Origin of the sequence: Curtobacterium sp. LFS079, assembly GCF_047977865.1 — a bacterium.
In the GTDB taxonomy this organism is placed as follows: domain Bacteria; phylum Actinomycetota; class Actinomycetes; order Actinomycetales; family Micrococcaceae; genus Arthrobacter.
Map to the genome: position 1 here is coordinate 81293 of NZ_JBFPFO010000004.1, position 23474 is coordinate 104766.

The window sequence follows — 23474 nt, forward strand, 5'->3', positions numbered from 1 at the left end:
TCTACCCTAGCCCAGCTTGGATGCGACGAGCTCCGTGAGGTCGACGAGGCGGTTGGAGTAGCCCCACTCGTTGTCATACCAGGAAACAACCTTGACCTGGTTGCCGATGACCTTGGTCAGGCCGGAGTCGAAGATCGAGGAAGAGGGGTCGCCGACGATGTCGGAGGAGACGATCGGGGCGTCGGTGTAGCTCAGGATGCCCTTGAGGCTGGACTCGGCAGCGGCCTTGACCGCGGCGTTGACCTCGTCGACCGTGACTTCGCGGGAAACGGTGACGGTGAGGTCCGTCGCGGAGCCCGTGGGGACGGGAACGCGGATGGCGTAGCCGTCGAGCTTGCCCTTCAGTTCCGGCAGGACCAGGCCGATGGCCTTGGCTGCGCCGGTGGAGGTGGGGACCATGTTGATGGCGGCGGCGCGGGCGCGGCGGAGGTCGCTGTGCGGGCCGTCCTGCAGGTTCTGGTCGGCAGTGTAGGCGTGGACTGTGGTCATCAGGCCGCGTTCGATGCCGAAGGAGTCGTTGATGACCTTGGCGAGCGGGCCGAGGCAGTTGGTGGTGCAGGAAGCGTTGGAGATGATGTTGTGCGCTGCGGTGTCGTAGAGACCGTCGTTCACACCCATCACGATGGTGATGTCTTCGTCCGAGGCGGGAGCGGAGATCAGGACCTTCTTGGCACCGGCGTCGATGTGCTTCTGTGCAGCGGCGGCCTTGGTGAAGAAGCCGGTGGACTCGATGACGATGTCCACGCCGAGCTCGCCCCAGGGCAGGTTTGCGGGATCGCGTTCGGCGAGGACCTTGATGGCCTTGCCGTCCACCACGAGCTGGCCGTCGACAACCTCGACGGACTGGGTCAGGCGACCACCGACGGAGTCGTACTTCAGCAAGTGTGCCAGCGCCTCGGGGCTGGTGAGGTCGTTGACCGCGACGATCTCGAGATCGGCGCCCTGGGCCAGCGCTGCGCGGAAGTAGTTGCGTCCGATACGGCCGAAGCCGTTGATACCAATACGGGTGGTCACTTTTTGTCTCCTTGGTGCTCTCTCAAGCACATCTAGTGAGTCGGATCTTGATTCCAACTAACAAATCCCGCACGTCTTTGGGCAGAAGTGATTATCAGATCGGAGGGCGACCAGCCACGTTGCTGAAGGCTGACGCCTTCCGTGACCTATCTTACGTTCAAGAAAGCCCGCCCCTGCAACTGCAAGGGCGGGCTTTCCGCCATTTGGGCGAAATTCACGCGAATGTGAAGTTTGTTACATCTGCGTGTCTTCCGGGTCACCGGCTAGAGGACGATGAGTCCCGTGGCGTTGGCGCGGGCGGCTTCGAAGCGCTTGGCGACGTCGGCCCAGTTGACGATGTTCCAGAAAGCCTTGACGTAGTCGGCCTTGACGTTGACGTAGTCCAGGTAGAAGGCGTGCTCCCACATGTCCAGCATCAGCAGCGGGGTGGTGCCGACGGCGACGTTGCCCTGCTGGTCGTAGAGCTGCTCGATCAGCAGGTTGCCGGCGATGGGCTCGTAGGCAAGGAAGGCCCAGCCGGAGCCCTGGAGGCCGAGGGCGGCCGCGGTGAACTGCGCGCGGAATGCGTCGAAGGAGCCGAAAGCGTCCTCGATGGCAGCTGCGAGTTCGCCTTCCGGCTTGTCGCCGCCGTCCGGGGAGATGTTGTTCCAGAACACCGAGTGGTTGATGTGGCCGCCGGTGTGGAAAGCCAGGTCCTTCGAGAGGCGGTTGATGTTGGCGAAGTCGCCCTTTTCGCGGGCTTCGGCCAGCTGGGCCAGGGCGTTGTTGGCACCGGCAACGTAGGCAGCGTGGTGCTTGCTGTGGTGCAGCTCCATGATCTTCGCCGAAATGTGCGGCTCAAGCGCCGCGTAGTCGTAGCCAAGCTCGGGAAGTACGTACTCTGTCACGAAACCCTCCAATGTCGTGGACCGTCGGTCCTGTTGCTAACTCTGGTTGTGTTCATCCGGCCGAAGCACCGGCCGGAAATCCCTGGGGAGCACTGCATTCCCGGCGGACCATCCGCATAACCGGAGGGGCCGGCCGGGTATTTCCCCCCGCCGTGTCGATTCTAGGCACGGAGGCTATTCGTCCATCATTTCCGGAGTCACATTTGCCTCGGTGCCCGGGATGTCGAGCTCCGCGGCGCGTTTGTCGGCCATGGCCAGCAGGCGGCGGATCCGGCCGGCGATTGCATCTTTGGTCATGGGCGGGTCAGCGAGGCGGCCGAGTTCATCCAGGCTTGCCTGCTTGTGTGCCACCCGCAGTTCGCCTGCGTACTTGAGGTGATCGGGGACGTCGTCGCCCAGGATCTCCAGGGCGCGGTCCACCCTGGCGCCCGCGGCGACTGCAGCCTGGGCCGAGCGGCGCAGGTTGGCGTCGTCGAAGTTGGCCAGCCGGTTGGCGGTTGCGCGCACTTCCTTGCGCATCCTCCGCTCTTCCCACACCATCAAGGCGTCATGGGCGCCCATCCGGGTCAGGAGCTCGGCAATGGTGTCGCCGTCGCGGATCACTACCCGGTCGACGCCGCGTACCTCGCGGGCCTTGGCCTGGATGCCAAGCCGGCGGGCTGCGCCAACCAGTGCGAGGGCCGACTCCGGCCCCGGGCAGGTCACTTCCAAGGACGAGGAGCGGCCGGGTTCCGTCAGCGAGCCGTGGGCGAGGAAGGCGCCGCGCCAGACGGCTTCGGCATCGGCCGCGGAGCCGTTGACGACGGCGGACGGCAGCCCGCGCACGGGGCGGCCCCGGCCGTCCAGCAAGCCGGTCTGCCGGGCGAGGGCCTCGCCGTCGCGCACCACGCGGACGACGTAGCGGCTGCCGCGCCGCAGTCCCCCGCCTGAGACGACGATGATCTCGCTCTGGTGGCCGTAGACCTCGGCGATGGCCGCGCGCAGTCGCCGGGCGGTGGAGGCGAGGTCGACTTCGGCCTCGATGACGATGCGGCCCGAGATGATGTGCAGCCCACCCGCGAAGCGCAGCATGGCCGAGACTTCGGCCTTGCGCACGGAGGACTTCTTGATATCCAGCCGGGAAAGTTCTTCCTTGACCGATGCGGTCAGTGCCATGCCGTGTTCCTAACTGTTCCCGAAAATATCGTGGTACGCCGCCGCCAGGAGGAGGGGGTCGTGGACCGGGCGGCGCCGGGACGCACCTACTCTACCGAAGACGACCTCCGCACCGATGCGGCCGGCGGCCTTTTCGAAGGCCGGGACATCGGAGACGGACTCCGGATCCGCAAGGACGACGTCCACGCTGAACTCCGGAGCGTACTTGCGGAGGGCGTCCAGATGGTCCGCCGCGCTCATGCCCGACGTTTCCTTGGTGTCCATCGCCAGGTTCATGGTGAGGCAGCGTTTGGCGGCGGTGCCCACCAGGGCCTGTCGCATCTCGGGAAGCAACAGGTGCGGCAGCACGGAGGTGTACCAGGAGCCGGGCCCGAGGACCACCCAGTCCGCCAGCTCGATGGCCGTCAGGGCGTCGGTGCAGGCCGGAGCGTCCTGCGGGATCAGGCGGACGTCTTCGAGTGACCCGGCCACCGCGCATTTTGCCTGGCCCGTGATGGTCTGCACTCCGTAGCCGCCCTCGGGCAGCGGAACGCGGACGTCGCCTTCGATGGTCAGGGGCACGCTGGACATGGGCAGCACCTGGCCGCGGGCGCCGAGCAGGGCTCCGGCCCATTTCAGTCCGCCCACCGTGTCTCCGAGAAGCTCCCAGAGCGTCACGATCAGCAGGTTGCCCATGGCGTGGTCGTCAAGCGGGCTTTCGCGGCCTTCCGGCGCCTTGAAGCGGTGCTGCATGACGTCGCGCCAGGTCCGTCCCCAGTCGGTGTCGTCACAGAGGGCGCTCAGCGCCATGCGCAGGTCTCCGGGCGGGAGGACGCCGAACTGTTCGCGGAGGCGCCCGGAGGAGCCGCCGTCGTCGGCCACCGTCACGATGGCGGTCAGCTCGGACGTCAGCAGGCGCAGGGCCGACAGCGACGCCGCCAGCCCGTGGCCGCCGCCGAGGGCCGCCACCGAACGGCTCTTGTCCTTCTGGCTGCCGGGGGTCCCTTTTGGCGGGATGAGCGGCAGCGGACCTGTCAGGACTCCCATTACTCCCGGCCCAGGTCGCGGTGGGTGGTGGTGACATTCACGCGCGGATACTGCGCCAGACGCTTGGAAAGCTCGACGGCGACCGCCACCGAGCGATGCTTGCCGCCGGTGCAGCCCACGGCGATGGTGGCGTAGTGCTTGTTCTCCGTGCGGTAACCGTCCAGCACAGGTTCAAGGGCCTGGACGTACCGGTCCACGAATTCCTGGACCCCCGCGGCCTCGAGCACATAGTCCCGGACGTCGGCGTCGAGCCCGGTGTGCGGGCGCAGCTGCGGGACCCAGTGCGGGTTGGGGATGAAGCGGGCGTCGGCCACGAAGTTGGCGTCGACGGGAAGGCCGTACTTGAAGCCGAAGCTCATGACGTTCAGGCGGAGCGTCACCGGGCCGGTTTCGCTGAAGAGCTGGGTGATGGCAGTGGCAAGGCCATGGACGTTGAAGGCGCTGGTGTCCAGGACAATGTCCGCGGACTCGCGCAGTTCCTTCAACACCTCGCGTTCGGCCGCGATGCCGTCCAGGATGCGTCCGCCGCCCTGCAGCGGGTGCGGGCGCCGGCCCTGCTCGAAGCGCCGCACCAGGACCTCGTCGCTGGCATCAAGGAAGAGCACCCGGAAGGTGATTCCGCTGGCACTCAGGGCACCGAGTGCGGTGCGGATGTCGGTGAACAGCCCCTTGCTCCGGACGTCGACCACGATCGCGAGCTTCGGGATGGAACCGGGCGCGTGGGAGACGATCTCGGCCAGCGTTCCGAGCATCTGCGGCGGAAGGCCCTCCACGACGTACCAGCCGTGGTCCTCCAAGGCGTCGGAGGCGGTGCTCCGGCCGGCACCGGACATGCCTGTCACCACCAGCAGTTCCGCTTCGACAGGCTTGACGGGAACGAGCCCGTCCTGCTCCGCGCCGGATCCTGCCGTTGGCTCTGACATCAAATCTCTCCCCGTTTTCGAGATGGTCCGTTTCCCGGAGCCGCTGCGGCAGCGGTCCGTTCCTACCCTAGCTAAGATTCAAGGATTTCGCCGGTGGCCATGTTGACCGCCACGGCGGCTCCGTTGCGTTCGGCTGCCTCGCCCAGGTGCCTGCTGATCGCCTCCGCCAGCGCGGGGCCGATGCCCTTGGCCGCGGTGAGTTCGACGGCGGTCGCGGCCTTGATCTTCTTGAGCGAACCGAAGTGTGCAAGGAGTGCCTTCCGCTTGGCTTCCCCGAGGCCAGGGACGCCGTCCAGTGCCGAGACCGTCATGGCCTTCCCGCGCTTCTGCCGGTGGAAGGTGATCGCGAAGCGGTGGGCCTCGTCGCGGATGCGCTGGAGCAGGTACAAGCCCTGCGAGGTACGCGGCAGGATCACGGGGAAATCGCTGTCCGGCAGCCAGACCTCTTCGAGCCGCTTTGCCAGGCCCACCACGTAGACGTCGTCGATGCCAAGGTCCCCGAGGGCCCGCGCCGCGGCATTCACCTGCGGCTGGCCGCCGTCGACGACGACGAGGTTGGGCGGGTAGGCGAACTTGGCTTTCGCCGTGGGAGCGGCCGCCTCCGCCTCTTCATCCTGTTGCCCGTCGGGCCGGACCTCCCCTACGGGAGTTCCTGCCGGCGGGATCTCCCCCGATTTGGGCGGCTGTGCAGCCTTGTCCTGCAGGTAATGCCGGAAGCGTCGGGTCAGGACGTCGTGCATGGCCGCGGTGTCATCCCGGGCGGCCTCGCCGGTGATGGAGAACTTGCGGTAGTCGGCCTTCTTGGGCAGTCCGTCTTCGACCACCACCATGGAGGCGACCACGTTGGTGCCCTGGACATGGGAGATGTCGAAGCATTCGATCCGGAGCAGCGGAACCGGCAATTCCAAGGCCTCTTGGAGTTCCTGCAGCGCCTGGGAACGCACGGTGATGTCGCCGGCGCGGCGCACCTTGTGCAGCTTCAGCGCCTGTTCCGCATTCTCGCGGACCGTGGACATCAGGGCGGCCTTGTCGCCCCGCTGCGGAACCCGGACGTCAACCTTTGCTCCGCGCAACCCGCCGAGCCATTCGATGAGTTCAGCATGGTTGGCCGGGGTCTCCGGTACCAGGACCTCACGGGGAATCCGCTCCTGGTACTCGCCGTCTTCACCGTAGACCTGCTGCAGCAGGTGCTCTATCAGTTCGGGCGTGGTCACGTCCTCGACCTTTTCGACCACCCATCCCCGCTGGCCGCGGATGCGTCCGCCGCGCACGTGGAAGACCTGTACGGAAGCTTCCAGGTCGTCTTCGTGGAGGGCGAACACATCCGCTTCAGTGTCCTCCGACAGCACTACGGCGTTGCGTTCGAAGACCTTGCGCAATGCGGCGATGTCGTCGCGCACCCGGGCGGCGCGTTCGTAGTCGAGCCCCGCGACGGCGTCGGCCATCTCTTTCTCCAGGCGGCGGATGAACCTGCCTGCTTCGCCGCCCATGAAGGCGCAGAAGTCCTCGGCCAGTTGCCGGTGTTCCTCCGGGGTGACCCGGCCGACGCACGGGGCGGAGCACTTGTCGATGTAGCCCAGCAGGCACGGCCTGCCGCTGGCCTGGGCGCGCTTCAGAACCCCCGGGCTGCAGCTCCGGACGGGGAAGACCCGCAGCAGGGTGTCCATGGTTTCGCGGATGGCGCCGGCCGTATAAGGACCGAAGTAGCGGGTTCCTTTGCGCCGTTCGCCGCGCATCACCTGCACCCGGGGCAGCTTCTCCCCCATGGTCACGGCGAGGTAGGGGTAGCTCTTGTCGTCCCGGAAGACGACATTGAAGCGCGGCTTGAATTCTTTGATCCAGGTGTATTCCAGCTGCAGCGATTCCAGCTCGCTCGCGACGACGGTCCATTCGACGCTGCTGGCGGCGTGCACCATCGCGTGCGTCTTCGGCAGGAGCCCGGCGGGGTTGGCAAAGTAGGAGTTCAGCCGGGAACGGAGGTTCTTGGCCTTCCCCACATAGATCACCCGGCCGTGCGGGTCCCGGAAACGGTACACGCCCGGCGTCGTTGGAATTTCGCCCGTGCTGGGCCGGTAACTCGCTGGATCTGCCACGGATCCAGTCTAGTAAGGGAAACCGGGCCCTGCGGCCGGCGCTACTCCGCGCTCTTGCTCTGGTTGTAGCCGGCCGAACGTTCCTGCCCGCTCAGCTCCGCGATGGCATCCATGATCCGGTCCGTGACCTCGCGCCGTGCCGGGAGGGAGTGGTCCGGCCCCGTCTTGTCGAAGTACAGGGGCTCCCCCACCTTCATGGTGAAGTGCTGCGGACGGATGGCGTTGGTTTCGATCGACTGGAGCTTGTCCGTGCCGATGAGGCCGACCGGGACCACCGGTGCTCCGGTGGTGAGGGCAAGCCAGCCGACGCCGGTCCTGCCGCGGTAGAGAAGGCCGTCGCGGGAGCGGGTTCCTTCCGGGTAGATGCCGATGCCCCTGCCGGCTTCGAGGATGTCCAGCAGGGTCTTGAGGGCCTGCACGCTGGCCGCCTGCTCCCCGCGTTCCACCGGAATTGACCCCACGGCCTCGAAGAACGCCTTCATGGCACGGCCCTTGAAGCCCTTGCCTGTGAAGTATTCGGCCTTCGCGAAGAAGGCCACGCCACGGGGCATCAGCGCCTGGACAATAACGCTGTCCAGGAAGGAAAGGTGGTTCGGCGCGACAATGAACGGGCCGTCCTTGGGCACGTTTTCCCGGCCGATGACCGTGGGCCGGCAGCTGCCGGAGATCAGTCCGCGGGTTGTCCAGCGGATGACATCAAAGGCTTCCATCGTTCTGCACCTCGCTCAGCGCCGCCGCACGGACAACGTCCAGTTCTTCAAGCTTCTTCCGCAACTCATCAGCCGTCCGGACCACCGCAATGGCACCGGCCCGCTCAAGCTCACCGTCGGGCGCGAATCCCCAGCCGACGCCGACACAGTCCAGCCCGTTGGCCAGCGCCCCTGCGACGTCCTGGTGCCGGTCTCCGACCATCACTGCACATTGGGCACCCAGCCCGGCGAGGGCCGCGCCGACGATTTCGACCTTACCGACGGGAACGCTTCTGCCCGATGGCAGGACGGCATCAGGAGACTCGTCGTCGGATGAGCCGCAGATCGCTGTGAAGAACCCGGCAATGCCGTGATGATCCAGGACCACCCGTGCCAGCCGCTGCGGTTTCTGGGTCGCCACGGCGACCGGCCGGCCGGCTCCGGCAAAGTAGTCAAGCAGTCCGTGGATGCCCGGGTAGAGGCGGCTTGCCGCGATTCCGGTATCCAGATAATGGGCCCGGTAACGGGTGATCGCTTCGTCGACGAGTTCCGCGGGAACCCCCGCGATGGTGCCGAACGAGTCGCTGAGCTTGGGGCCGACCATGGAATCCAGGGTTTCCTGGTCCGGGACCGGCAACCCCATTTCACTCAACGCGGCGGCGATCCCGCCTGTGATTCCGCCTGCAGGATCGACAAGGGTGCCGTCCAGATCGAAGATTACGGGCACCGATGTTTGAGTCACCGGGTTAGTTTCTCACGAGTTCAGGCATGCCTGAAATTCACATTCCGGCCGGGGAATACTTCCGGGCTGCCCGGTGCGCGCTGCCCTATTCCCCGGCCGTGGCGCCTAGTCCCGGCCCAGGATCTCCGCGAGGAAGGTACCCGTGTGGCTGTCCGGAGACTTGGCGACCTGTTCCGGCGTACCCGTTGCCACGATGAGACCGCCGCCCGAACCGCCGTTGGGACCGAGGTCGACAATCCAGTCGGCGGACTTGATCACGTCCAGGTTGTGCTCGATGGTGATCACCGTGTTTCCCTTGTCCACCAGGCCCTGGAGCACCAGCAGGAGCTTGCGGATGTCCTCGAAATGCAGACCGGTGGTGGGTTCGTCCAGCACGTAAATGCTGCGTCCGTTGGAACGCTTCTGGAGTTCCGAGGCGAGCTTGACGCGCTGCGCCTCGCCGCCGGAGAGGGTGGTGGCCGGCTGCCCCAGGCGGACATAGCCCAGGCCGACGTCCACCAGCGTGTTCAAATGCCGTGCGATCGGCGTGAAGGCCGCGAAGAACTCCGCGCCTTCCTCGATGGGCATGTTCAGCACGTCGGCGATGGTCTTGCCCTTGTAGTGGACTTCCAAAGTTTCGCGGTTGTAGCGCGCACCGTGGCATACCTCACAGGGGACGTAGACGTCCGGGAGGAAATTCATCTCGATCTTCAGGGTGCCGTCGCCCGAACAGGCTTCGCAGCGGCCGCCCTTGACATTGAAGGAGAAGCGGCCGGGCTGGTAGCCGCGGACCTTGGCCTCAGTGGTCTCGGCGAAGAGCTTGCGGATGTTGTCGAACACGCCCGTGTAGGTCGCCGGGTTGGAGCGCGGGGTGCGGCCGATGGGACTCTGGTCCACGTGCACCACCTTGTCCAGATGCTCGAGGCCCTGGACGGAGCGGTGGCGCCCCGCCACCTGCTTTGCGCCGTTGAGCTTGTTCGCCAGCACCTTGTACAGGATCTCGTTGACCAGGGTGGACTTCCCCGAGCCGCTGACACCGGTCACCGCGGTGAGCAGGCCGAGCGGGAAGGTGGCGTCCACGTTGTTGAGGTTGTTCTCGCGGGCACCGATGACCTTCAGCTCACGCTTCTTGTCGTACTTGCGCCGCTTCGCGGGAAGCTCGATGCTGCGCCGGCCGGAGAGGTAGTCGCCGGTCAGCGACTCCCGGTTTTCCAGCAGCTCGCTGTAGGGCCCGGAGTGCACCACCTGGCCGCCGTGTTCGCCGGCGCCGGGTCCGATGTCCACCACCCAGTCGGCTTCATGGATGGTGTCTTCGTCATGTTCGACGACGATCAGGGTGTTGCCGAGGTCGCGCAGCCGGGTGAGGGTCTCGATCAGCCGGCGGTTGTCCTTCTGGTGCAGGCCGATGGAGGGTTCGTCCAGGACATACAGCACGCCGACAAGGCCCGAACCGATCTGGGTGGCCAGGCGGATGCGCTGGGCTTCACCGCCGGACAGGGTGCCGGAGGGCCGTTCCAGGTTCAGGTATTCGAGCCCGACGTCCAGGAGGAAGGTCAGGCGCGCCTGGATCTCCTTGAGGACCTGGTGCGCGATCTGGGCCTCGCGGCCGCTCAGTGTGAGGTTGCCGAGGAACGACGCGCATTCGCGCATCGGCAGGGCGGATACTTCCGCGATGGACTTACCGTTGATAAGCACGGACAAGGAAGCCGGGTTCAGGCGCGCACCGTTGCATGCCGGGCACGGGATCTGGCGCATGTACTCTTCGTAACGGTCACGGGCCCAGTCCGAATCGGTCTCGCCGTGCTTACGGTGCACATACTGGATGGCGCCTTCGAATCCGGTGCTGTACTTGCGCTCCCGGCCGAAACGGTTGCGGTACTGCACCACGACCTTGTGGTCTTTTCCGTGCAACACGGTGCTGCGGACATCTGCGGGCAGCTTCTCCCAGGCGGTGTCCATGGAGAAGCCGAGCTCCATGGCCAGGCCTTCCAGCAGCCGGTTCCAGTACTCGGTGGTGGCGGTGCCGAGGGACCACGGGGCGATGGCCCCCTGATTGAGCGAGAGCTCGGGGTTGGGAACCACCAGTTCCTCGTCTACCTCGAGCTTGGTGCCGATGCCGGTGCAGGCGGGGCATGCGCCGAAGGGGTTGTTGAAGGAGAAGGACCGGGGCTCGATCTCGTCGATGGCCAGCGGGTGCTCGTTGGGGCACGCCAGGTTCTCCGAGAACGCGCGGATTCGGGCGGGGTCCTCGGCATCGAGGTCCACGAATTCCGCAAGCACGCGGCCCTCGGCCAGGGACAACGCGGTTTCGATGGAATCGGTGAGGCGCTGGCTGATGCCTTCCTTGACCACCAGCCGGTCCACCACCACTTCGATGGTGTGTTTGAACTGCTTCCCCAACTTGGGCGGATCGTTCAGCTGGACCAGCTCGCCATCGACGCGGGCTCGGGCGTAGCCCTTGGCGGTGAGCTCCTTGAAAAGCTCCACGAATTCACCCTTGCGCCCGCGGACCACCGGCGCCAGGACCTGGAAGCGGGTTCCGGTGTCGAGCTCGAGGAGCTGGTCGACGATCTGCTGCGGCGTCTGGCGGGTGATGGGCTCGTGGCACACAGGGCAGTGCGGGTGGCCGACGCGCGCCCACAGCAGGCGCATGTAGTCGTAGATCTCGGTGATGGTGCCCACCGTGGAGCGCGGGTTCTTGCTGGTGGACTTCTGGTCGATGGACACCGCCGGGGACAGGCCTTCGATGAAGTCCACGTCCGGCTTGTCCACCTGGCCGAGGAACTGCCTTGCATAGGCCGACAGTGACTCCACGTAGCGCCGCTGGCCTTCGGCGAAGATGGTGTCGAAAGCAAGGGATGACTTGCCGGACCCGGACAGGCCGGTGAACACGATCATGGCGTCGCGGGGCAGGTCGAGGTCGACGTTGCGGAGGTTGTGCTCCCGCGCGCCCTTGACCACGAGCCGGGACAGGTCATGTCCGGCAGGCTGTACAGGGACAGGGGGAACGCTCTTGAGGGTTTCGACGGCGGAGTCTTCAGCTACGGCTTTGGGCACCCACTAATGCTAATCGAAAACTTCTTCGAATTTCCATGTGCGGGTGCGGGTACCCGCCGCACCGGCGCGACAGGGCCCGACGCCCGCCCGTAGCACCGCGGTGCGCGTAAGCGTCGTCCCGAGGGCCCCGCCGCGAGCTTGCGAGCGGTGGGAAGGGACCTACGCGCTACGCTTCGTCGTAGGCGGCCGCGAGAAGCTGCACGGCCTCGGCGAAACTGGCGCCCTGCGCCCTGGCCGCGGCGGCGTATTCGGCGGCGACGGCGGCAAGCACGCTGTGCCGTTCGTCGCGGGCGCAGACCACTGTTCCGTTCCTGCCGCGGGTGGCCACGACGCCGGCGGCCTCGAGTTCCTTGTACGAGCGCGCCACGGTGTGCGGCGCGACGTCGAGCTGCTCGGCCAGCTTGCGCACGGCGGGCAGCCTGCTGCCGACCGGGAGGGTGCCGCTGTCTGCGAGGTCGATGATCCGCAGGCGGAGCTGTTCGAAAAGCGGGACCGAACTCGTCTGGCTCGGCCGCCACTCCCCCGGGAACACCCCCGGGGAGCTCATCGGACAGTCCCGGTGCCGGCGTCGTCGAGGGGCGTTTCGGCGTCGTCGCTCCCGGCGAACTGGGCATCGTGCAGCCGGGCATAATGGCCGCCCCGGGCCAGCAGGGTCTGGTGCGTGCCGTGCTCGACTATCCGTCCGTGGTCCATGACGAGAATTAGATCAGCGTCCCTGATCGTGGACAAGCGGTGCGCAATGACGAAGGACGTCCGGTTGCTGCGGAGCCGGTGCATGGCGCGCCGGATCAGCACCTCCGTGCGCGTATCCACCCAACTTGTGGCCTCGTCCAGGACCAGGACGGGCCGCCCCGAAAGACGTGCCCGGGCGATGCTGAGCAGTTGGCGCTGGCCCTGGCTCAGGGGCTCCCCGCCATTGCTGAGCATGGTCGCGTAGCCGTCCGGGAGGGAGCGTACGAAATGGTCCACGTGGCTCGCCCCGGCGGCGGCGACGATCTCGGCGTCGCTGGCGTCGGGGTTGCCATACGCGATGTTTTCCCGGATGGTTCCCGTGAAGATCCAGGGCTCCTGCAGGACGACGCCGAAATGCTGCCGGAGTGCGTCGCGGGGCATCTCCGAGATATCCACGCCATCAACGGTGATCCGTCCGGCGTCCGGCTCATGGAAACGCATGAGAAGGTTCACCAAGGTGGTCTTCCCCGCCCCGGTGTGGCCGACTATGGCAACGGTCTGGCCCGGATCCACACTGAAGGAGAGGTCCTCGAGCACCGGGGTATCGGGCCGGTAGCGGAAGGAAATGTGCTCAAAGGACACCGCGCCGCGGCGGCCGTTTGCGGAAGCGGCGTCCGGCAGGGATACGGGCTCCGGCGGGAGCTCGGGGGCATCGAGCAGTTCGAAGATCCTTGCAGCGGAAGCCGAGCAGGATTGAAAGGCTTGGACCATGCCGCCGATCTGTCCGAGCGGCTGGCTGAACAGGCGGTTGAACTGGATGAACGCCTGGATCCCGCCGATCGTCATGGCGCCGGCGAGGAACTGCAGCCCGCCCACCAAGGCGACGCCCACATAGCTGGCATTCGAGACGAAGGCCATGAGCGGCTGCACCATGCCCGAAAGGAACTGGGCCCGGGCACTGGCAACGTACAGGCTCTTGTTCCGCGTCGCGAAGCGGTCTGCCATCAACCCCCGCGCGCCAAATAGCTTGACGGTCTCGTGGCCGGAAGCAGTTTCCTCCACGATCGAATTCACCTCACCCGTGGCCGCCCATTGCCGCGCGAAGTAGCCTTGCGTCGGCCGGCTCACGGCATAGGACACGAGGGCGGAGACCGGCACGGTGAGGAGGGCCACCAGGGCCAGCAACGGTGAAATCAGCAGCATCATGCACAACGAGGCGAAGGCCATCAGCAAGGACGTAATCAACTGGCCCAGCAGCTGGTTGAGAAGCTGGGCCACATTGTCCAGGTCGTTGCTCGCCCGGCTCAGTAGGTCACCGCGGCTGCGGCCGTCGTAATAGGCCACCGCAACGCGGTGCAGCTTGTCTTCGACAGCTTCCCGAAGCCGGTACGCAAGTCCCTGGACGGCGGCGGCGGTCAATCTGCCCTGGGCCCAGCTCAGCAAAGAAGCGATGATGTACATCGCCGCGACCGGGACCAGCAGGGAAGCGAACCGCTGGGAATCGAAGCGTCCGCCCATTACCGCTCCGGCCACGACGTCGGTGGCGTCCCCAAGGATCTTGGGGGCGGAGACGTTGAGGACCACGAAGCACGCGATGCACAGAAGCGCACCGATCATTGTCGCGCGGGACGGGGACAGCATGTCGATCAGGCGGAGCAGCGCCCATCCCCGGCGCCGGTGCGGCAGGTCTTCGCGTTCGCCTGCAGGGCTTGCGGGCCGCGTCACGGCTCGTCCGCCGTTTCGAGCTGGGAGGCCACGATCTCCCGGTAGTGCCGCGACCCTGCCAGCAGTCCGGCATGGGTGCCACTGCCGACGATCCTGCCGTTGTCCACCACCAGGATCCGGTCCGCAGCCTCGATGCTCCGGACCCGTTGGGCCACCATGAGCACGACAGACGTGGCAAGGCGCGGCCGCATGGCCTCGAAGATCCGGGATTCAGTGAGGGAATCCAGCGCGGAGAAGCTGTCGTCAAAGAGATGGATCGACGCCGGCCGGAGGAGGGCGCGGGCGATGCACAGGCGCTGCTTCTGCCCGCCGGAGAGTCCGCCACCCTGGGCGAGGACCGTGTGGATGCCGTCCGGGAGGGCGGACACGAACGACGCCGCCTGCGCCGTTTCCAGCGCATCCCACAGTTGCGCGTCGCTCGCGGAGGGCAGGGAGATCCTGAGGTTGTCGGCGACGCTTCCGTCGAACAGCCAGTTCCGTTGCGGCACGGCGGCAATGCTGCGGCGCAGGGCATCCAACGGCGTGGCTGAGGTGTCCTGTCCCCCGACGGTGATGGACCCGCTGCTTACTTCAAGCAGTCTGGGGACCAGCCGCAGAAGGGTGGATTTTCCGCTCCCGGTGGAGCCGATGATGGCGGTGGTCGTGCCCGGCAATGCCTCGAAACTGATGTCTTCCAGCACGCTCGCTTCGGCCCCGGGAAAGGCGAAGGAAACGTCCTCGAAGCGTAGGGCTGCGCTGGAAGGCGGGAGTGCCGCCGTTTGGGAATGCCTGCCATGCCGGGCGGCCGGGGCGGCCGGGAGGGCCGCATGGGGTGCTTCCCCGCGTCCGGCTGCCTGCCCCTCGTCGGGGATTGCAAGGACTTCACCGATCCGTTCAGCGCTGACCTCTGCGCGGGGAACGGCGGAGAGCACGTACATGGCCATCATGATGGCCAGCAGGATTTGCATGATGTACGCCGTGAAGGCGGTCAGTGCACCCAGTTCCATCGCGCCGCTGACGATCCGGAGTCCGCCCAGCCAGACCACCGCCACGGAGGAAAGGTTCACCACGATCATGACCAACGGGAGCATTACCGCCACGATCCGGGCCGAACGCAGGTTGTTGGCCGTCAGCGCGCCGTTGGCGGCGGCGAAGCGTTTTCGTTCATAGGAGCGCCGCACGAATGCACGGATCACCATCACGCCGAGGATCTGTTCCCGGACCACGGTGTTGATGCGGTCCACCAGTCCCTGGCCTTGGCGGTAGAGGGGAACCAGTTTGTTCACGATCCGGAGCATGATGAGCATCAGCAAGGGAATGATGGCGAAAACCAGCCACGCAAGGGTTCCGTCCTGGGCTACGGCGAGCAGGACGCCGCCGATGCCCATGACCGGCGCGGCGACGAGCATGCTGGTCACGAGGATCACTGCCGTTTGGACTTGGAGGACGTCGTTCGTGGTGCGCACCACCAGGCTGGCCGGGCCGAAGCGCTCTGCCTCCTGGGTGGGCAACGCGTGGATCTTCTCGAAGAGTTCCTGCCGGAGCCGGCGCCCGATCTTCATCGCGACGACGGCTCCCAGGTAGGCAGCGGACACAGCCGCCAGCACCTGGACGAGGGCCAGCGCCAGCATCCGTCCGCCGAGCTCCAGTACCACGGCGCTGTTGCCGGCGACCAGGCCGTCGTCGACGATCTGGGCATTCAAGGTGGGAAGCAGGAGGGTGGCGCCGACCTGGAGCAACTGAAGGGACGCGATGGCCGCGACGTGCAGCCGGTACGGAGCAAGGCGCCGCAGTACGAGCGCTGCGAGCATCCGGCCTCCGTTCCATGTCCGGGGGCTGCGGCCGCCAAACGAATGCAGCCCCCACTGTCGCGCTTGTCATTGTAGTGCAGATCACAGGCTGCGCGGCTTATGCGCGCCGGCCTCCCGGCGGCGCGCCCGCCGGGGTAGTTCCGGGCTTGTGCCCGACCGCGAAGATCCGCCGGAACGGGAACACCGTGCCGTGCCGGCTTTCCGGGTACGCCTCGCGCAACAGCGCCGCATATTGCCGTTCGAAACGGTCCGCCGCCGCCGGGGGCAAGGCAGCCAGCACGGGTCGGAGGCCTGTCCCGCGGACCCATTCGAGCACGGGATCCGGACCCGGAAGCAGCTGTTGGTAGCTGGTCTCCCAGGCGTCGGCCGTCCAACCGGCGTCGAGCATCACGGTGAGGTAGTCCGCGGGCTCGCCGACGGCGTCGTCATGGCGCAGCACGCCGTCCAGCTGCGCCGACCATTCCGGGGACCCGGCGAGCCCGCGCATCAGGGTGTGCGACGGAGCTCCGAAGTTGCCGGGGACCTGCAGCGCGAACCACGCCCCGGGCGGCAGGGCCTCCAGCCAGCGCGGCAGCAGCTCCAGGTGCCCGGGAACCCATTGCAGGGCGGCGTTGCTGACCACGACGTCGCAGTCGGGCGCCGGCGTCCAGTCCCGGATGTCGGCTGCTTCGAAGGCAAGCCCGGGCCGTGTTTCCGCCAGCCGGGCGGCGCGCCGCAGCATGTCGGGCGAAGAGTCGACGCCCAGTACCCGGGCCTCCGGCCAGCGTGCTGCCAGGGTTGCGGTCAGGTTTCCGGGCCCGCAGCCGAGGTCCACCACCTGGCGGGGCGCATCCGCGGTGATCCGTGCGGTGAGGTCGAAGAAGGGCCTGTCCCGGTAGTCGCCGAACTGCACGTATTTGCCGGGGTCCCATATCATCGCCTGTGCCATCAGCTGCCTCCTCGTGGGTGTCTGGCTCCACACTAAGCTGGAGGCAATGAAACTTCTTGAGCAGCTCTCCGGCATGTCACTCGGCGGCCCGGACGGCGGATCCCCCGACCCGGACGACATCTACACCCGCTTCGTTGAATGGACGGAGAGCCGCGGGCTCCAGCTCTACCCGGCGCAGGATGAGGCCATCATGGAGCTGTCCTCGGGCGGGAACGTCATCCTCGCCACGCCCACGGGTTCCGGGAAGTCCCACGTTGCCATCGCCGCGCATTTCGCCGCGATGGCCCGCGGCGGCCGCAGCTACTACACGGCCCCGATCAAGGCGCTGGTTTCCGAGAAGTTCTTTGCTCTGTGCGACATCTTCGGCGCGGAGAACGTCGGCATGATCACCGGTGATTCGGGCGTCAACCAGGACGCGCCGATCATCTGCTGCACCGCCGAGATCCTGGCCAATACGGCCCTGCGCGAGGGTGCCGCCGCGGACCTCACAACAGTGATCATGGACGAGTTCCACTTCTATGCCGACCCGCAGCGCGGCTGGGCGTGGCAGGTGCCGCTGCTCGAACTGCCGCAGGCCCAGTTCCTGCTGATGTCCGCGACACTTGGGGACGTGAGCCGCTTCGAGGACGGACTGACGGAACTCACGGGACGTCCGACGGCGACCGTCAGTTCAGCGGAACGTCCCATTCCGCTGCACTACTACTACCAGGAGACGCCGGTCCACGAGACCCTTGAGGAACTGCTGGAGACCAAGCAGGTCCCGGTGTACGTGGTGCACTTCAGCCAGCTCGAGGCGATCGAACGGGCACAGAACCTGATGAGCATTAACATGTGCACCCGCGAGGAGAAGGACCGGATCGCGGAGCTGATCGCAGGTTTCCGCTTCGCCGCCGGTTTCGGCAAGACGCTCAACCGCCTGGTGCGGCACGGGATCGGCGTGCACCATGCCGGCATGCTGCCGAAGTACCGCCGGCTGGTGGAGCAGCTGGCCCAGGCCGGACTCCTGAAGGTCATCTGCGGCACCGACACGCTCGGCGTCGGGATCAATGTGCCGATCCGTACGGTGCTGCTCACCGCGCTGAGCAAGTACGACGGCGTCCGCACCCGGCAGCTGAACTCCCGCGAGTTCCACCAGATCGCCGGGCGGGCCGGCCGGGCGGGCTATGACACCGCCGGCACGGTGGTGGTCCAGGCGCCGGAACACGTGGTCGAAAACGCCAAGGCGATGGCAAAGGCGACCGCGAAATTCGGCGACGACCAGAAGAAGCTGCGCCAGGTGGTCAAGAAGCGCCCGCCCGAAGGCTTCGTCTCCTGGGGCCAGCCCACGTTCAACAAGCTGGTGGAGTCGGTGCCGGATCCGCTGTCGTCCAGCTTCACCATCACCCACGCGATGGTCCTGAACCTGATGGAGCGCCCGGGTGACCCCTTCGTTGCGGCCCGGCGCCTGCTGAGCGAAAACCATGAAACCCGTCCGGCCCAGCTGAAGCTGATGAAGAAGGCCCTGGGCATCTGCCGGGAACTGCTTGCCGCCGGCGTCGTGGAACGCATACCCGAGGACGAACAGGCGGCGGAGGGCCGCGCCCTGCGGCTCACGGTCCACCTGCAGCCGAACTTCGCCCTCAACCAGCCGCTCTCGCCGTTTGCGCTGGCGGCGCTGGAACTGCTCGACCCGGAGTCGCCGTCGTACGCCCTTGACGTCGTCTCCGTGATCGAAGCGACCCTCGAAAAGCCCCGCCAGATCCTTTCCGCGCAGGAGAAGAAGGCCCGGGGCGAAGCGGTGGCCGCCATGAAGGCCGACGGCATCGAGTACGAGCAGCGGATGGCCATGCTCGAATCCGTCAGCTATCCGAAGCCGCTTGCCGAGATCCTCGGCGAGGCGTTCGAGGTGTACCGTCGGGCGGCGCCCTGGGTGGGCGACTTCGAACTGGCCCCCAAATCGGTGATCCGGGACATGTACGAGCGCGCCATGAACTTCGGCGAATTCGTGCAGTTCTACGGACTCGCCCGTTCCGAGGGCATCGTGCTGCGCTACCTGGCAGACGGCTTCCGCGCCCTGCGGCAGACCGTGCCGCAGGACGCGCTGCGGGAAGACCTGGAGGACCTCATCGCCTGGCTGGGCGAATTGGTCCGCCAGGTGGATTCCAGTCTGCTCGACGAGTGGGAGGAGCTCACCTCGGGCGCGGCCCCCACACCGCACGACGCTCCCCCGCCCCCGCCGCCGGCCCTGACCTCGAACATCCGGGCTTTCCGGGTGATGGTCCGCAACGAGATGTTCCGCCGGGTGGAACTGTTCGCGGCCGAAGATTCGGACGCGCTGGGCGATCTCGACGGCGCCAGCGGCTGGGATTCCGGGCGATGGGAAGAGGCCCTGGATGACTACTTCGACGAACACGACGACATCGGCGACGGACCGGATGCCCGCGGCCCCGGCCTGCTGATCATCACCGAGGAACCGGGGATCTGGCGCGTGCGGCAGATTTTCGACGACCCCGCCCGGAACCACGACTGGGGCATCTCGGCGGAAATCGACCTGGCGGCTTCGGATGAAAGCGGCACGGCCGTGGTGACGGTGACGGCGGTCAACCGGCTCTGAGCGGCAGTCATGGAGCCGGTGGGTGGGCCCACGCCGGCGAGGGTCGCGGGCCGGGCGGAGCGAGGTTTGGGAGCCGGCGGGTGGGCCCACGCCGGCGAGGGTCCCGGACTGAGCGGAGCGAGGTTTGGGAGCCGGTGGGGATAAGCTCGAAGCCATGAGTGTGATCCGCCCCGCAACCCCTGCCGATGTCCCCGCAATCCTCCGGATGATCCATGATCTGGCCATCTACGAAAAAGAGCCGGACGCCGTGAAGAACACCCCGGAGATGCTGCACGGTGCCTTGTTCGGCGACAACCCCCGCGTCTACGCCAACATCGCGGAGAACGACGCCGGCGAGGTCCGGGGATTCGCCCTCTGGTTCCTGAACTACTCCACGTGGGAGGGCGTGCACGGGATCTACCTCGAGGACCTCTATGTCACCCCGGAGGCCCGCGGCGAGGGCCACGGCAAGGCGCTGCTCCGGCACCTGGCCGCCACGGCCGTCGAGAACGGCTATGCCCGGGTGGAATGGAGCGTGCTGGACTGGAACGAACCATCCATCGCGTTCTACAAGAGCCTGGGTGCCGTGCCGATGGACGAATGGACCACCTTCCGCCTCACCGGCGACGCCCTTTCCTCGTTCGGTGCGGGCTCGTTCGGTACGGCCTCCCTTGGCGAAAGCCTGGCCCGTGGCTGAGGCTTTTGCTGCCCTGACCGCCCGAAATCCGGCAGGCGCAACCCTGGAGGCCGGCCACGCCATTGGCGCCCGCCACGAATTCCGCGGCGTGCGGACCGTGGAGCATTTCTTCACGGTCCCGCTGGACCACTCGCGCCCGGCCGGCGCGGAGATCACGGTCTTTGCCCGGGAATATGCGTCCACGGACCACACCGACGCCGAAGCCGCCGCGCTGCCCTGGCTGCTGTTCCTGCAGGGCGGGCCCGGCGGCCGGGGCAACCGGGTCACCTCGCTTTCCGGGTGGATGAAGGCAGCCGCGCGCGACTTCAGGATCCTGATGCTGGACCAGCGCGGCACCGGCCTTTCCACCCCCGTGGACCGCAACACCCTGCCTCTGCAGGGCATCGCGGCGGACCAGGCCGACTACCTGAGCCATTTCCGGGCCGACGCCATCGTCGCCGACGCTGAACTGATCAGGGCCGCGCTCGGCGCCGGGCCCTGGACGGTCCTGGGACAGAGCTTCGGCGGCTTCTGCGCCCTGACGTACCTGTCCTTCGCCCCGGCCGGGCTGAAGGAAGTCCTCATCACCGGCGGGCTGGCACCCCTTCAGGGCCCGGCGGAGAATGTCTACCGGGCCACCTTCGAACGCGTGGCCGCACGCAACGCCGAATACTTCGCCTCGTACCCCGAGGACCGCGAACGCGTGACCCGGATTGTGCGCCACCTGGAGCGGCACGAGGAGCTGCTTCCGGACGGCAGCCGCCTCACCCCGGAGCGTTTCCAGCTGGTCGGTTCCTTCCTGGGCGGCAACACACGCGTGGACGCGCTGCACTACCTCCTCGAGGACGCCTTCGTGGCCACCCCGGACGGTGAACGGCTCTCCGATGCCTTCCTGGAGCAGGTGCGCGCCCAGGTGTCGCGGGCAGCCAATCCGCTGTACGCAGTGCTGCACGAATCGATCTACGGCCAAGCCAAGGCCACGGACTGGGCGGCGTGGCGGGTGCTGGAGGAGTTCCCCCGGTTCCGGCCTGAGGCTGAGGAACCCCTGCTCACCGGTGAAATGGTGTACCCCTGGTACTTCGAGCAGGACCCCGCATTGCAGCCCCTGGGCGAGGTCGCCGGACTGCTGGCCGCGAAGCCGGACTGGGCTCCGCTGTACGACCTGGAGCAGCTGGCGGCCAACACCGTCCCGGTTGCCGCGGCGGTTTACCGGGACGACATCTACGTCGACTACACCCTGTCGATGGAGACGGCGGCGGCTGTCCGCGGACTGCAGGCGTGGACCACCGCCGACTTCCACCACGACGGCATCGGCGAGGACGGCGAAGGCATCTTCAAACGGCTGCTCGCCATGGTCCGCGCCTGAAGCGGAGTGAGCGCCGCACCGGGAGCTACGGCACCGGTTCGACCGAGTCCACGGCGTACGGTTTGCTCGCGGACCGGAGCAACGGACGGCGCAGGCGCACCTGATACGGTCCGTTCCGGAACGTTGCGCGGGGATCCATTTGGACAACCACCAGTGGCTCGTCACGCCCGGCGTCCAGGCGCACCACCATGCCGTCCCGCCGTCCGCCCACGTACATCGGTGTCGCCGGCTCCACCGCGGTGTCCTTGAGGCGTTCCCGATGTTCCGGCCCGGCCGCCAGGAAGAGGATTCCGTGGGCGATCCCCACGACCTTCAGCGGGATCACCGCGCCAGGCGGAGGGGGTTCCGGAGTGGGCCGGGTTGGCGTTTGGTGTTCCTGCGCGGGCTGCGCCGTGGCTGAGTTCAGGACCCGGACACATTCCTTGCACCGGGCCCGGCCGCCGACGTCGGACAACAGCGTGACGAGCAGTCCCCTGGGTGCGTGGGCCCATTTGTCGGCCACAACCTGGCACCACGCCGGATGGTACTTGGTGCCATGTTTCATCACGTAGACCTGGTCGTCGCCCAGGAGGGGCATGCCTTCCCGCCGGGCCGCCGGCTCGACCGGCCTGATTTCGCCGAGGCCGCGGGTCACGGGATGGTCCGGATGATTGGTTTTGAGGTATTTGCGGATCAGGGGATTGGGTTGCCATTTTGCGCGTGGCACGGAATGCGGGGCCTCTCTCTGCGGCGGGAGTGCGTCTCGCCCGCACCCCTGGTTACCCCCTACCTAGCTTGATGGCTTTTCCCGCAAGTTACCAGTCGGGGCGAGCCAAAAACAGGACACCCGGCTAGGCCGCGGCCGGTTCCTTCCGGAACATCCGGAGCAGGACGGCAGCAATGACGACGGCGGCCAGGGCTACTGCGGCCATGTTCAGGCCCTGATAGCCGAGCAATGCCAGGAGCAGTCCTGAGAAGCCGCCGCCCACTGCGCCCGCGGCGCCCATGAGCGTGTCCGAGACTCCCTGCACCCTGACGCGTTCCTCCTGGGGGACGCTTTCAGCCAGCAGCGTGGAACCGGCAATGGTCGAGGCGGACCAGCCCAGGCCCAGGATCACCAGGCCGGCCGTGACGGCCGCAGGTTCATGCTGGCCGAAGCCCGCTACGAAGGCGGCCGCTATCAGCAGCACGTACCCCAGGGCGATGGTGGGCAGCCGGCCGGCTTTGTCGGTCAGCCAGCCCATCACAGGCGAAAGGGCGAACATGCCGGCGATGTGCAACGAGATCGTGAAACCGATGATGGTCAGCGCATCGGTGCCCACATGGTGCGCGCCGTGGTCCGCCATCGGTCCTTCGACAAGTTGCTGCAGGTGCAACGGCGTCATCGACATGACGCTGACCATGATGCCGTGCGCAGCCACCACCGAGGCCAGCGCAAGCAAGGACATCGGCGAGGACCGGACCGCCTTCAGCCCCAGCGTCAGGGACCGGCGGCGCGGACCGGGGCGGCCGGCGTCGGGCTCCGTCCCGCTCAGCCTGCGCGCAAGCAGCAGGGGGTCCGGACGCAACCCCGCGAGGAGCAGGACCGCTGCCAACAGGAGCCCCGCCACCGAGAAGATGAACGGCCCGGCGGTGGCCGGAAGCCCGAGCGCCTCGCCGACGGCGGCACCGGGCTGGATCAGGTTGGGCCCCGCGACTGCGCCCACGGTGATCGACCAGACCACCGTGGAGAGATCGCGCCCGCGGCGTTCCGGCGCGGCGAGGTCGACGGCGGCGAACCGGGCCTGGAGGTTGGCAGCGGAGCCGAGGCCCAGCAGGGCGGCACCGAGCAGGAGCAGCACAAAGCTGCCGGCGGTGGCCGCCACGATCACCATCAAGGCGCCGAGCATCGCGGCGAGGAGGCCGGTGACGAGTCCGATGCGGCGGCCGCGGCGTTCGGCGAGTCCTGCCAGCGGCAGCGCGGTGACGGCGGCGGCGAGCGTCAGGATGGTGGTCACGGAACCTGCCCATGCCTCCGAACCGCTGAGCTGGACCGCCAGCAGCGAGCCGATGGAAAGGGTGGCACCGTTGCCGACGCCGCTGAGCAGCTGCGCCGCGCTCAGGAGGACAACGGCACGGCGCTGGGCTGCTGCGGGGTCGATCGTTTCTGTCGGAGTCAAAGCCACCACCCGAGCATATCCCCGCGACGCCGTGCGGATCCC

General features: G+C 67.1%; 18 protein-coding genes. 3 read left to right on the plus strand and 15 right to left on the minus strand.

Annotated elements, in window-relative coordinates; translation table 11 throughout:
• Nucleotides 1–6: 6 nt before the first annotated feature.
• The 13 genes from gap to ACNQPB_RS08785 all read right to left on the minus strand — a co-directional run bounded on the left by gap (nt 7) and on the right by ACNQPB_RS08785 (nt 16668).
• Complete coding sequence (gene gap / locus ACNQPB_RS08725) at nt 7–1014, minus strand: type I glyceraldehyde-3-phosphate dehydrogenase (RefSeq protein ID WP_498750870.1); 1008 nt, start codon at nt 1012–1014, stop codon at nt 7–9.
• A gap of 263 nt (nt 1015–1277) precedes the next feature.
• Nucleotides 1278–1901: a superoxide dismutase gene (locus tag ACNQPB_RS08730; protein WP_115787362.1), complete on the minus strand. Its 624-nt coding sequence runs from the start codon at nt 1899–1901 to the stop codon at nt 1278–1280.
• Between the two features lie 174 nt (nt 1902–2075).
• The gene (whiA, locus tag ACNQPB_RS08735) at nt 2076–3056 is read right to left on the minus strand and encodes a DNA-binding protein WhiA (protein ID WP_070349529.1); all 981 of its coding nucleotides are present in this window, start codon (nt 3054–3056) and stop codon (nt 2076–2078) included.
• Between the two features lie 9 nt (nt 3057–3065).
• Entirely contained in the window at nt 3066–4082 is a 1017-nt protein-coding gene (locus ACNQPB_RS08740; protein WP_498750872.1) for a gluconeogenesis factor YvcK family protein, read from the minus strand.
• Complete coding sequence (gene rapZ / locus ACNQPB_RS08745; RefSeq protein WP_498750874.1) at nt 4082–5005, minus strand: RNase adapter RapZ; 924 nt, start codon at nt 5003–5005, stop codon at nt 4082–4084. Before rapZ ends, ACNQPB_RS08740 begins: the two co-directional genes overlap by 1 nt.
• 71 nt (nt 5006–5076) lie before the next feature.
• Nucleotides 5077–7098, minus strand: a complete 2022-nt coding sequence (gene uvrC / locus ACNQPB_RS08750) for an excinuclease ABC subunit UvrC (RefSeq protein ID WP_498750876.1) — start codon at nt 7096–7098, stop codon at nt 5077–5079.
• A gap of 41 nt (nt 7099–7139) precedes the next feature.
• On the minus strand, nt 7140–7808 hold the full coding sequence (locus ACNQPB_RS08755; RefSeq protein WP_498750878.1) for a lysophospholipid acyltransferase family protein: 669 nt from the start codon (nt 7806–7808) through the stop codon (nt 7140–7142).
• The gene (locus tag ACNQPB_RS08760) at nt 7795–8529 is read right to left on the minus strand and encodes an HAD hydrolase-like protein (RefSeq protein ID WP_498750880.1); all 735 of its coding nucleotides are present in this window, start codon (nt 8527–8529) and stop codon (nt 7795–7797) included. The genes ACNQPB_RS08755 and ACNQPB_RS08760 overlap by 14 nt, the downstream gene beginning before the upstream one ends.
• Nucleotides 8530–8634: 105 nt before the next feature.
• Nucleotides 8635–11565, minus strand: coding sequence for an excinuclease ABC subunit UvrA (gene uvrA / locus ACNQPB_RS08765; protein WP_498750882.1), 2931 nt, complete (start codon nt 11563–11565; stop codon nt 8635–8637).
• Between the two features lie 166 nt (nt 11566–11731).
• Nucleotides 11732–12112 carry a GntR family transcriptional regulator gene (locus tag ACNQPB_RS08770; RefSeq protein WP_498750884.1) on the minus strand — a complete coding sequence of 127 codons (381 nt, stop codon included), beginning with the start codon at nt 12110–12112 and terminating at the stop codon, nt 11732–11734.
• Nucleotides 12109–13854 (minus strand): ABC transporter ATP-binding protein, encoded by a 1746-nt coding sequence (locus tag ACNQPB_RS08775; RefSeq protein ID WP_498751284.1) that lies wholly within the window; start codon nt 13852–13854, stop codon nt 12109–12111. Before ACNQPB_RS08775 ends, ACNQPB_RS08770 begins: the two co-directional genes overlap by 4 nt.
• Before the next feature lie 104 nt (nt 13855–13958).
• Nucleotides 13959–15752: an ABC transporter ATP-binding protein gene (locus ACNQPB_RS08780; protein WP_498750886.1), complete on the minus strand. Its 1794-nt coding sequence runs from the start codon at nt 15750–15752 to the stop codon at nt 13959–13961.
• A gap of 97 nt (nt 15753–15849) precedes the next feature.
• Nucleotides 15850–16668: a trans-aconitate 2-methyltransferase gene (locus ACNQPB_RS08785; protein WP_498751285.1), complete on the minus strand. Its 819-nt coding sequence runs from the start codon at nt 16666–16668 to the stop codon at nt 15850–15852.
• 58 nt (nt 16669–16726) lie between these two features.
• Here ACNQPB_RS08785 and ACNQPB_RS08790 point away from each other — a divergent pair, with 58 nt between their 5' ends.
• The 3 genes from ACNQPB_RS08790 to ACNQPB_RS08800 all read left to right on the plus strand — a co-directional run bounded on the left by ACNQPB_RS08790 (nt 16727) and on the right by ACNQPB_RS08800 (nt 21294).
• Nucleotides 16727–19273, plus strand: a complete 2547-nt coding sequence (locus ACNQPB_RS08790; RefSeq protein WP_498750888.1) for a DEAD/DEAH box helicase — start codon at nt 16727–16729, stop codon at nt 19271–19273.
• 154 nt (nt 19274–19427) lie between these two features.
• Nucleotides 19428–19949: a GNAT family N-acetyltransferase gene (locus tag ACNQPB_RS08795; protein WP_498750889.1), complete on the plus strand. Its 522-nt coding sequence runs from the start codon at nt 19428–19430 to the stop codon at nt 19947–19949.
• 13 nt (nt 19950–19962) lie between these two features.
• Entirely contained in the window at nt 19963–21294 is a 1332-nt protein-coding gene (locus ACNQPB_RS08800; RefSeq protein ID WP_498751287.1) for an alpha/beta fold hydrolase, read from the plus strand.
• 25 nt (nt 21295–21319) lie between these two features.
• On the opposite strand, the gene ACNQPB_RS08805 is transcribed toward ACNQPB_RS08800, so the two are convergent.
• Both ACNQPB_RS08805 and ACNQPB_RS08810 read right to left on the minus strand, forming a co-directional pair.
• Complete coding sequence (locus tag ACNQPB_RS08805; RefSeq protein ID WP_498750890.1) at nt 21320–21928, minus strand: hypothetical protein; 609 nt, start codon at nt 21926–21928, stop codon at nt 21320–21322.
• 196 nt (nt 21929–22124) lie between these two features.
• Nucleotides 22125–23438 carry an MFS transporter gene (locus ACNQPB_RS08810; protein ID WP_498750892.1) on the minus strand — a complete coding sequence of 438 codons (1314 nt, stop codon included), beginning with the start codon at nt 23436–23438 and terminating at the stop codon, nt 22125–22127.
• Nucleotides 23439–23474: the final 36 nt, after the last annotated feature.